Origin of the sequence: Streptomyces sp. IBSBF 3136, from assembly GCF_036815105.1 — a bacterium.
Taxonomy (GTDB): Bacteria; Actinomycetota; Actinomycetes; order Streptomycetales; family Streptomycetaceae; genus Streptomyces.
On record NZ_JAJSZC010000255.1, the window covers coordinates 1 to 10,283 of the forward strand.

At 74.5% G+C, this 10,283-nt stretch carries 10 protein-coding genes; 4 read left to right on the forward strand and 6 right to left on the reverse strand.

Annotated features, from left to right (window positions below; genetic code table 11):
* Nucleotides 1-37 precede the first annotated feature (37 nt).
* Both V7E45_RS34845 and V7E45_RS34850 read right to left on the reverse strand, forming a co-directional pair.
* Nucleotides 38-1,774, reverse strand: a complete 1,737-nt coding sequence (locus tag V7E45_RS34845) for a sensor histidine kinase (protein ID WP_333778260.1) — start codon at nucleotides 1,772-1,774, stop codon at nucleotides 38-40.
* An 83-nt stretch (nucleotides 1,775-1,857) separates the two neighbouring features.
* Nucleotides 1,858-2,601, reverse strand: a complete 744-nt coding sequence (locus tag V7E45_RS34850; RefSeq protein ID WP_333778261.1) for a response regulator transcription factor — start codon at nucleotides 2,599-2,601, stop codon at nucleotides 1,858-1,860.
* A gap of 467 nt (nucleotides 2,602-3,068) precedes the next feature.
* On the opposite strand from V7E45_RS34850, the gene V7E45_RS34855 reads away from it, so the two are divergent.
* On the forward strand, nucleotides 3,069-3,527 hold the full coding sequence (locus V7E45_RS34855; RefSeq protein ID WP_333778262.1) for a Crp/Fnr family transcriptional regulator: 459 nt from the start codon (nucleotides 3,069-3,071) through the stop codon (nucleotides 3,525-3,527).
* A 37-nt stretch (nucleotides 3,528-3,564) separates the two neighbouring features.
* On the opposite strand, the gene V7E45_RS34860 is transcribed toward V7E45_RS34855, so the two are convergent.
* The gene (locus V7E45_RS34860) at nucleotides 3,565-4,167 is read right to left on the reverse strand and encodes an Rv1733c family protein (RefSeq protein WP_333778263.1); all 603 of its coding nucleotides are present in this window, start codon (nucleotides 4,165-4,167) and stop codon (nucleotides 3,565-3,567) included.
* A gap of 739 nt (nucleotides 4,168-4,906) precedes the next feature.
* Between V7E45_RS34860 and V7E45_RS34865 the strand changes: the two genes are divergently transcribed.
* From V7E45_RS34865 to V7E45_RS34875, 3 genes are all read left to right on the forward strand, one after another.
* Nucleotides 4,907-5,365 carry a pyridoxamine 5'-phosphate oxidase family protein gene (locus V7E45_RS34865; RefSeq protein WP_333778264.1) on the forward strand — a complete coding sequence of 153 codons (459 nt, stop codon included), beginning with the start codon at nucleotides 4,907-4,909 and terminating at the stop codon, nucleotides 5,363-5,365.
* 120 nt (nucleotides 5,366-5,485) lie between these two features.
* Nucleotides 5,486-5,938, forward strand: a complete 453-nt coding sequence (locus V7E45_RS34870; protein ID WP_333778265.1) for an STAS domain-containing protein — start codon at nucleotides 5,486-5,488, stop codon at nucleotides 5,936-5,938.
* 54 nt (nucleotides 5,939-5,992) lie between these two features.
* Nucleotides 5,993-6,592, forward strand: a complete 600-nt coding sequence (locus V7E45_RS34875) for an Rv1733c family protein (protein ID WP_333778266.1) — start codon at nucleotides 5,993-5,995, stop codon at nucleotides 6,590-6,592.
* Nucleotides 6,593-6,644: 52 nt separating this feature from the next.
* Here V7E45_RS34875 and V7E45_RS34880 read toward each other — a convergent pair whose 3' ends face one another.
* The 3 genes from V7E45_RS34880 to V7E45_RS34890 form a co-directional block, all read right to left on the reverse strand.
* The gene (locus V7E45_RS34880; RefSeq protein ID WP_333778267.1) at nucleotides 6,645-6,992 is read right to left on the reverse strand and encodes an STAS domain-containing protein; all 348 of its coding nucleotides are present in this window, start codon (nucleotides 6,990-6,992) and stop codon (nucleotides 6,645-6,647) included.
* Between the two features lie 107 nt (nucleotides 6,993-7,099).
* Nucleotides 7,100-9,481, reverse strand: a complete 2,382-nt coding sequence (locus tag V7E45_RS34885) for a phosphoketolase family protein (protein WP_333778268.1) — start codon at nucleotides 9,479-9,481, stop codon at nucleotides 7,100-7,102.
* Between the two features lie 224 nt (nucleotides 9,482-9,705).
* Nucleotides 9,706-10,149 (reverse strand): universal stress protein, encoded by a 444-nt coding sequence (locus V7E45_RS34890; protein WP_333778269.1) that lies wholly within the window; start codon nucleotides 10,147-10,149, stop codon nucleotides 9,706-9,708.
* Between the last annotated feature and the right edge of the window lie 134 nt (nucleotides 10,150-10,283).

Below are 10,283 nucleotides of genomic sequence, written 5' to 3' on the forward strand. Positions count from 1 at the left end.
CCGCTCCGAAGGCCCCCTGCCCGGCTCCGTACGGCCCTCAGCCGGCGGCCGGCTCCTGCCGCAGCGGCGCCCACCACACCAGCCGGGTGCCTCCGCCCGCCGGACTCGCCCACTCCAGGCCGCCGCCCGCCCCGCGGGCCCGGTCGGCCATGTTGGTCAGACCGCTGCGCCGGCCCTCGGCCGGAATGCCGGTGCCGTTGTCGGTGACCGTCAGGCGTACCTCCTTGCCGTCGGTCTCCAGCACCACCTCGGCACGCGTGGCACGGGCGTGCCGGGCCACGTTGGTGAGGGCTTCGGAGAGCACGGCCACCACATGGTCGGCGAGCGCGCTCGGCACGTGGGTGTCGAGCAGGCCCTCCATCCGCAGGCTGGGCGCGAAGCCCAGCACCGGCGTGGCCTCGCCCGCCATCCGTACGGCACGGGCGCGCAGTCCGGGCGCGTCGGCGCCGTCCCGGGCGCGGAGCCCGAAGATGGTCGACCGGATGATCTTGATGGTCTCGTCGAGGTCGTCCACGGCCCGCAGCACCCGCTCGGCGGCGCCCTCGTGCTCGATGAGGCGACCGGCGCTCTGCAGGGTCATCCCGGTGGCGAACAGCCGCTGGATGGCGAGGTCGTGCAGGTCCCGGGCGATCCGGTCGCGGTCCTCCAGCAGCACGATCTGCTCGGCGTCCGCGCGCCGCTCCGCGAGTTCCATGGCCACGGCGGCCTGCGCGGCGAACACCTGGAGCGGCTCGGTCTCCTTGTCGGAGAAGTCGTTCGCGCCGCTCTCCCGGGCCAGCAGCACCACACCCCGGATCCGGTCGCCGAGCCCTATCGGCACGGCGACGGCGGGGCCCAGGCCGGCGAACCGCGGCGGGCCCGCCGAGACCCGCTCGTCGTGCTCGACGTCGGTGCTGCGCACGGGCTCACCCCGGGAGAACGCCTCGCCGGTGAGCGTGCCCGCCAGGGGCAGCACCAGCCCCCGGTGCGCCTCCGCCCCCTGGCCGATGGCCAGTTCCACCGCCAGGGTGCCGGTGCCGCGCATCGGCACGGCCACCGCGGCCAGGGCGGCGCGCGTGATCTCCCGGGCCCGTTCGGCGATCAGCCCGAGGACCTCCTGCTGGGCGGCGCCGGACATCAGACTGCCGGTGATCTCGGCGTTGGCCCGCAGCCAGCGTTCGCGCAGCCGGGACTCCTCGTACAGCCGGGCGTTGTCGATGGCCACACCCGCCGCCACCGCCAGCGTCGAGAGCACCGCCTCGTCGTCCTCGTCGAACCGCGCGCCCCCACGCTTCTCCGTCAGGTACAGATTCCCGAAGACCTGGTCCCGTACCCGGATCGGCACGCCCAGGAAGCTGCTCATCGGCGGATGGCCGGGAGGAAAGCCGTACGAAGCCGGATGCTCCGACAGCTTCGCCAGCCGCAACGGCTCGGGACGCCGGATCAGCTCACCCAGGATCCCGTGCCCCTCCGGGTACGGCCCGATCTCCGCGATCCGCTCCGCCGGGACCCCCACCGTGTGGAACGCCGACAGCCGGGTGCCGTCCGAGCCGATCACGCCCAGGGCGGCGTAGCGGGCGTCGACGAGCACGGCGGCCGCCTCGACGATGGAGCGCAGCGCCTGTTCCAGGTCGAGTTCCCGGCCGACCGAGAGCACGGCCTCCAGCAGGTTGTGCACCCGGTCCCGGGTGTCACGGGCCGCGTCGAGCCGTGCCTGCAGCTCCTCCAGCAGTTCGTCCAGCCTCAGTTGAGGCAGTCGCACCCGGGCCTCGCCCGCGTCCCCGGAGCTTCCCACTCCGATCCTCCCAGCCCCCTGTGTCGCGTCCGCGGTGGACGATACGGGAACGGGCCGTCCGGCGGGGTCGGACCCCGCGGACGTCAGTTCCCGAAGCGGGGGCCGAAGGTGCGCGGTCCGCCCGCGCGGGGCCCGGCCGGGTGCGGCAGGCCGCCGGCGTCGCGGGCCCGGGTGGCGATGACGGCGGCCTGGATGCGGCGTTCCACGCCGAGTTTGGCCAGCAGCCGCGAGATGTGGTTCTTGACGGTCTTCTCGGCGAGGTAGAGCCGTTCGCCGATCTGCCGGTTGGTCAGTCCCTCGCCGATCAGGGCGAGGATCTCCCGCTCCCGTCCGGTCAGCCCGGGCAGGGCGTCCGGGGTCTGCTCCTGGTGCTGTTCGCCGCGCAGGCGTGACATCAGGCGGGTGGTCGCGCTCGGGTCGAGCAGCGACTGCCCGCGGGCCACGGTGCGGACCGCGGAGACGAGGTCGGAGCCCTGGATCTGCTTGAGCACGTACCCGGACGCGCCGGCCATGATCGAGTCCAGCAGCGCCTCCTCGTCGTCGAACGAGGTCAGCATCAGGCAGGCGAGCTCCGGCATGCGCGAGCGCAGCTCCCGGCAGACGGTCACCCCGTCCCCGTCGGGCAGGCGGACGTCGAGGACCGCCACGTCCGGCCGGAGGGCCGGCACCCGGACGAGAGCCTGCTCGACGGTGGCCGCGTCGCCGACGACGGTGATGTCGGGTTCGTCGTCCAGCAGGTCGTGCACCCCGCGCCGTACCACCTCGTGGTCGTCCAGGAGGAAGACACGGATCGGGGTGTCGGGGCCGGCCTGCTCGCGGTCCGCCATCGGTTGCTCCTCAGCCGTGCGTTCGGACGTCACCGTGATCCTTCCGGCGGGCGGCCGCGGGCGCCAGGGCCCAACGGCCCTGTTTCCGAGGCAGAAGTCGACCGGCAGCCGTCGTGCGGTGCGGTCCGGGCCGGTCGGGGAATGGAGCCAGGTGGGAATCGGGGCCGGTCGGGCCTGGTTAACGGGCGGTTTCCGTGGTGTGCTGGTAGTGGCGGGAAGGACTCCAGCAGACGCGGGGAAGCGGCCGGCAGCCGCGCACCGCGCAATCCGGATCCGCGAGAAGCGGGTAGCGCCCTTCCCGCCCTGCCGTGCCGCGGACGCCTTCCCTCCGGACGTGTGCGCTCCGGACCTCCTCCGCTGCTCCGTTGCATGGGCCGAAGGGCCCCCGGCCGGGACCGGGCGGCCCGTGGTGCCGGGGGCCGGGCGCGCGCACGCTGGAGGCATCCGCCACGAAGGGAGCCGGTGCGATGACCTCCGCGACCACCATGACCGCGGCTCTTGAGCCCCTGTACCGCGAACGGCTGATGTGCCTCGCCCGCGAGGTCTCCTTCGAGGCGGGCACCCGCCTGTTCCAGGAGGGCCGGCACGCCGACCGCTTCTGGATCGTGCGTACCGGGACCGTGGCGCTCGACCTGCGCGTGCCCGGCCGCCGTCCCGCCGTGATCGAATCGCTCGGGCACGGCGAACTCGTCGGCTGGTCCTGGCACTTCGCGCCGCACCTCTGGCAGCTCGGCGGGGAGGCACTGAGCCCCGTGCGGGCCTGGGAGTTCGACGCCGAAGCCGTCCGCGCCCTGTGCGAGCGGGACCCCGAGTTCGGCCGGGCCGTCGCGGTCTGGGTCGGCCGCGTGGTCGCCCAGCGGCTGCACGCCTCGCGCGTCCGGCTGCTCGACCTGTACGCCCCTTACGGCAGCGGCGGCCTCGCCTGACCACCGTGCCGGACGGCGCCCGGCCCGTTCCGGGTGGTCAGCCCCTGCCCCCGCTGAGGTTGCGCCACTCTGGCCCGACCCGCTTCCACTCCTCGCCCCATTCCGTCATCCGCCTGCGGACCAGCCGGGCGCGGACCAGGCGGCCGCCGACCCAGACGACCGTGCCGGCGGCCTGGGCGACGAGTACGCCGGCCAGGACCGTCTGCAGCATCGCCTCAGCCGGTGTGGCGGGGGCCGACACCAGCCGGCCGCCACCGTTGGCCCACACCGTGACCGTGCTGCCCGCGGGGGCGCCGGGGAAGACCTTCGCCCGGCCGGTGTGCACGGCGCCGTTCCCGGACGTCCACCGCACGGGCGCCCACACCCGGCCGTCGTCGTAGCCGCTGCCGGAGGTCGGTGTCCTCGCGGCGCCGTCGGTGAGGACGGCGGACACGGTGTGCACCTGGGCCCTGCGGGCGGAGAAGGCGGCGTCCATGGAACCGGCCGCGGCCTGGCCCGCGAGGACTCCGGCCAGCACGGCGAGGATCCAGGTGACGAGCACGATCCAGGCCTCGACGACGTCGCTGTGCCGCCTGAGGGGGTTGCGCCGCCAGCGCCACAGCCGCACCCGCGTGACCGTCATGGGAGGTGTCCCTGCCATGGTCGCCGCCTCCTCTCGCGTGCCGGCGGCCGCCCGCCGTGGGTGCGGGCCCGCTCGGCGTCCCGAAGGTCCGGGCCGGAGATCCCGGGTGACGGCGCGGGCCGGGCGGTGCGCGCCGCACATCCGCCGCGCCGCACGCCTGTCACGCCGGCCGCGGCCCGCGCCGGGCGGGTCGTGACCGGCACCGGAGCCCCTGCGCGGGCCCGGCCCGAATGCGTCACGACTCCATCGTGCACCCCGATCCGAGCGTCCGCCGTGTGGGTGACACGGAGCTGTACGACGGTTCCCTCCCGATCTCCCGGCCACCGCACCCGGCGCCCGGCGCGCCCACCGGGCCGACGGTGGGAGCGACCGTTCCAGCGGTGCTCCGCCGTCGGCCGGGACGGTCACGTCGACCCGTCCGCCGGGTTGCGCGGGCCGCCCGGCCGTGCCGGCGGAGACCGCCGCACCGGCCCTCGGCTGGGCACCCGCATCGGTGCCGGGCGGCCGCGTCGGGCACCCCGTCGAAGGAGGGCACACCCCGGGGCGAGGGCCCGACGGCCCCGCGTCAAGGGCCGAACGGCCCTGGGGGACGGTGCGCGGTTGCGACACAGTGGGACCAGGAGCGGCACCGATCCCCCGCGGTGTCGTTCCGTCCGTACGGCTCTTAGCTCGTAGGGCTCAGGGCTCAGGGCTCGCAGGGCCCGTGCCGCGGGTCCGGCCGCGGGGAGAGCGACACCCACCTCCGAAGAAGCCGGCCATGATCCGTAACGACGTCCCGACCCGCAGGCGTGTGGACCTCGACCGCGTCGAGGCGTTGCGCCTGCTGGCCGGCGTGCCTCTGGGCAGACTCGTCTTCACCCGGCAGGCGCTGCCCACCGTCCGCCCCGTCAACCATGTGCTGGACGACGGCGACATCGTCATCCGCACCCATGAGGGGGCGGCCCTGACGTCGCAGGCGCAGCGGGCCGGGGGCGCCGGGGTCGTCGTCGCCTACGAGGCGGACGCGATCGACCCGGACACCCACCTCGGCTGGAGCGTCGTGGTCACGGGGTACGCCCGGCTGGTCACCGACCCCGGGGAACTGACCCGCATCCGGGGGCTGCTGGAACCCTGGGCGCCGCAGCAGGGTATGGACCACGCGGTGCGCATCCGCCCCGACCTGGTCACGGGTGTGCTGCTGACCGAGGCGGGCGGTCCGGCGGCGGGCCCCGGCTGAACCCCGGCACGGGCCACGGCGATGCGACGGGTGTCCGCGGCGGGTGTGTCCTGGACGGTCCCGGCACAGGGGCCGAACGGCCCTATCGGGAACGCGAGCGCCCCCGGTTGGCTTTGTCACATGTCCGAGAACCGCGCGAAGCCCGTGACCGAGTGCCCCCAGGGGTCCGTGGCCGAGGACGCGACGGCGCCGGTGCCGCAGGCCGAGGACCGCACGGCGCCGCTGCCGCAGGCCGGAGCCGGGGCGCCGGGCGGAGCGACCGTCGTGCCGCTGCACGGCGAGATCGACGTGCTGACCGCGCCCGCGCTGTCGGAGCGGCTGGACGCGCTCACCGCGCGGCCGCGCCCCGACCTGGTGCTCGATCTGCGGCCGGTCGCGTTCATCGACTGCACGGGACTCGGCGTGCTGTGCCGGGCCCGCAACCGGGTGCTGGCCGAGCGGGGCCGGTTGCGGCTGGTCGCCGACAGTTCGAGCGTCCTGCGGGTCCTGCGCGTCACCGGTCTGTCCGACGTCTTCGAGGTGATCCCACGGCTCCCGCGGCACGCGGAGCCGGCCGCCGAGGGCGCCGCCTGACGGCGGCTGCACGAGGGCCGCCCGGGTGGGCCGCACGACGGGAGGAGACATCGCGTGAGGAGGGCCGGGAAGGGGCGGTCCGGGCGGCGGGGCGATGTGCTGTGGCGGTGGCGGAAGAACCCGCTGCGACGGCGCGAGGACCTCGTCGAGGCCTGGGTCCTCCTGGCCGTCTGGCTCGTCGTGGTGATCGGCGCGGCGGCCGCCGCGCTGGTGACCGCCCGTGCCGCCGGAGGCCAGTTCGCCCACCAGCGCGCCGACCGGCACCCGGTCCGGGCCGTCCTGCGGGCCGACGCATCCGGCGGCACCGCGGCGGCCTGGTCGTCCGGCGGCCGGGTCTGGGTGCCCGTGCGCTGGACCGCGCCCGACGGCACGCCCCGGACCGGGCGGGCGCCGGTGGAGAGCGGGCTGCGGGCCGGTGCGCGGGTGGCCCTCTGGCAGGACGAGCAGGGCCGGATCACGGCCGGCCGGCCGACGGGCGGTGTGGAGGGCGCGGCGCAGGCCGGTCTGTTCGGCGCCGCGGCCGCCCTGGCCGTCGCCGCTCCCGCCTGCCTCGCCGGAGCCGTCGCCCGGGCCCACCTGGACCGCCGCCGCCTGGCCCGCTGGGACCGGGAGTGGGAGCAGGTGGGCCCGCGCTGGGGCCACCGGAGGAGCTGACCCGGGGGACGGGGCTCCACGGCGGCCCGGGGCGGCCCGGGAGGCACCGCCGTCAGCTGGAGGGTGACGGTCCGGTGCCGGCGATGGTGAAGTGGTCGATCGTGCCCGTGACGGTCAGGAGTCTGGTGACCGCCGGCTGCAGGGGGCCGAGCAGGACCAGTTCGCGGCCGTCCGTCGCGTGGCGGCGCCGGGTGCCGAGGAGCGCGTTGAGGAGCGTGCTGTCGGCGAACGCGACTCGGGACAGGTCCACCGCCGTGGTGGGCAGCCCGGCAGCGTCGGCCGCTGCGAAGGCGTCGTCGACGGCCTCGGCGTCGTCGTGGTCCAGCTCCCCGCGCAACGTGATCACCAGTACCTGCTCATAGCGAGTGACGTGCACTTTCGTCTCGAAGGCGGCGGACATCGCGCCATCTTCACACCACATCCGCATGGAAGCCAATCGCTCTGACGAGCGGTATCCGGAACACCCGCGACGCAGCGCGCGCCGCCGGCCCGGCGCACCGGGCACGTTCAGCTGTTCCAGGTCCAGTCCGCGACCTCGGGCAGGTCGGTGCCGTGGGCGCGGATCCAGTCGTGGTGGCGGGTCCGGGCGTCCACCATGGCCTGGCGTACGGTGGCGGCGCGCACCGCGAGGCCGGGCACGCGGTCGATGACGTCCATCACGAGCCGGTAGCGGTCGAGGTCGTTGCGCACCACCATGTCGAACGGCGTGGTGGTGGTGCCGGACTCCTTGTAGCCGCGCACGTGCAGGTTCCCGTGCCCGGTGCGGCGGTAGGCGAGCCGGTGGACCAGCCAGGGATAGCCGTGGTACGCGAAGATCACCGGCTTGCCCGTCGTGAACAGGCCGTCGTACTCGAAGTCGCTCATCCCGTGCGGGTGTTCCTCGTGGGTGAGCAGCCGTGTCATGTCGACCACGTTGACCACCCGCACCGCCACGTCGGGCAGGTACCTGCGCAGCAACTGGGCGGCGGCCAGCACCTCCTGGGTGGGCACGTCACCGGCGCAGGCGAGGACCACGTCGGGTTCGCCGCCGTTCTCGGTGCCGGCCCAGTCCCAGATCCCGGCGCCGCGCGCGCAGTGGACCCGGGCCTGTTCCAGGGAGAGCCAGTCGAAGCACGGCTGCTTGCCCGCCACGACCACATTGACGTAGTCACGGCTGCGCAGGACGTGATCGGTCACGCAGAGCAGGGTGTTGGCGTCCGGCGGCAGGTAGACGCGCACCACCTCGGGGCTCTTGTTGAGGACGTGGTCGACGAACCCGGGGTCCTGGTGCGAGAAGCCGTTGTGGTCCTGGCGCCACACGTGCGAGGTGAGCAGGTAGTTGAGCGAGGCGACGGGAGCACGCCAGGACAGTCCGCGCGAGGTCTTCAGCCACTTGATGTGTTGGTTGACCATGGAGTCGACGATGTGCACGAACGCCTCGTAGCAGGAGAACAGACCGTGCCGGCCGGTCAGCAGATAGCCCTCCAGCCAGCCCTGGCAGAGGTGTTCGGACAGGATCTCCAGGATCCGGCCGTGCCGGTCGAGGTGTTCGTCGACCGGGAGCACGGCGGCCTGCCATGCCTTGCCGCTGGCGTCGAATACGGCCTGCAGCCGGTTGGAGGCGGTCTCGTCGGGTCCGACGACGCGGAAGTTCCGGCCGGCCGCGGTGTCCCGCATGATCCGTTCGAGCAGGCCGCCGAGCACCCGGGTGGGTTCGTGCAGGGTGGCGCCCGGCTTGTCGACGGGGACCGCGAAGGACTCGAGCGCGGGTACCGGCAGGTCGCGGACGAGCAGGCCGCCGTTGGCGTGCGGGGTGGCGCCGAGCCGCCTGGTTCCGCCGGGGACGGCTGCGAGCACGTCCGGGTGCGGCCGTCCGTCGGGGCCGAACAACTCCTCGGGCCGGTAGGAGCGCAGCCACTCCTCCAGCTGGCGCAGGTGCTGGGGGTTCTCCCGCACGCCCGCGAGCGGGACCTGGTGGGCGCGCCAGGTGCCCTCGACGGGTACGCCGTCCACCTCGGCGGGGCCGGTCCAGCCCTTCGGGGTGCGCAGCACGATCACCGGCCAGTGGGCGCGCTCGGTGGCGCCGTCCTCGCGCGCGGCGCGCTGGACCCGCGCGATGTGGTCCAGGGCCCGGTCCATGGCGCCGGCCATGGCCCGGTGCACCTCGGCCGGGTCGTCGCCGGTGACATGCAGGGGTTCGTGGCCGTATCCGCGCAGCAGGGCGTCGAGTTCGTCCTCGGGCAGCCGGGAGAGCACGGTCGGGTTGGCGATCTTGTAGCCGTTGAGGTGCAGGATGGGCAGGACCGCCCCGTCGTGGACGGGGTCGAGGAACTTGTTGGAGTGCCAGGAGGCGGCCAGCGGTCCGGTCTCCGCCTCGCCGTCGCCGATCACGCAGGCGACCAGCAGGCCGGGGTTGTCGAAGGCGGCGCCGTAGGCGTGGGCGAGCGAGTAGCCGAGTTCGCCGCCCTCGTGGATCGAGCCCGGGGTCTCCGGCGCCACGTGACTGGGCACGCCGCCCGGGAAGGAGAACTGCCGGAACAGCCGTTCCATGCCGGCCGCGTCCCTGGAGACGTCCGGGTAGGTCTCGCTGTAGGTGCCCTCCAGCCAGGAGTTGGCGACCACCGCCGGTCCCCCGTGCCCCGGCCCCCAGACGCACAGCGCGTCGAGCCCGCGCGCCTTGATCACGCGGTTGAGGTGCGTGTACACGAGGTTCAGCCCGGGCGAGGTGCCCCAGTGGCCGAGCAGCCGCGGTTTGATGTGCTCGGTCCGCAGCGGTTCGGTGAGCAGCGGGTTGGCCATCAGGTAGATCTGGCCGACGGCCAGGTAGTTGGCGGCGCGCCAGTGCGCGTCCAGCACGCGCACTTCCTCGTCGGTCACAGCGGTGGCGTCCTGCGGGGCGTCCAGGGACATGGGAACTCCGTCAGTCGTCTTCGATCGCCGGTGGGCGGGTACGTCACGTCGCACGATGTCCGTCATCACCAGCGCGGGCACCGGGTGGCGCACTGCCGCCCGGGTACGCGGTGCGGTTCCAGCCTGGGGGGCGCGGCGGTGGCGGTCCAGGGGCCATCCGGCCCCTCCCGTGGTCCGCGGGTCCACGGGTCGTGGTCCCCTCCTGGGCCGGAGCGGACGCCCGGTCAGGTCTCCTCGGACCGCACGATGACGACCGGACAGCCGGCGTGCTGGGAGACGTGCTGGCTGACGGACCCGAGCAGGGCGCGGGCGAACCCGCCCCTCCCCCGGCTGCCGACCACCACCGCCTCGGCTCCCTCGGCGGCGCGCAGCAGGACCTCCGCCGCGTTGCCGTGCACCACGTGCGTCCGGACCGCCCCGGCCGTCTCCGCGCCCAGCACGTCGGTGAGTTCCTGGCGCATCAGCTGCCGGGCCTCGTCCTCGTCGACGTCCGTGTCCACCGCCGGCGCCGACCAGCCGTACAGACCGGGCAGCTCCCACACGGTGACCGCGTCCACGACGCCGCCGAGGAGCGCGGCGTACCGCACGGCCCAGCGCACCGCGGCGTACGAGGAGTCCGACCCGTCCACGCCGACCACGACCCTCGGCTCGGAGACATCCCTGTCCATGCGTCCACCTCTCCCACGGCGCTCACCGCCGTCCGACCGGTCACCTTCGACTCCACGCTGCGCGAGGCCCGACCGACGCGCCACAGATGAGCCTCCGGGGGCATGACGGAGGGGGCCGGGGCTTTGGGCCGTGG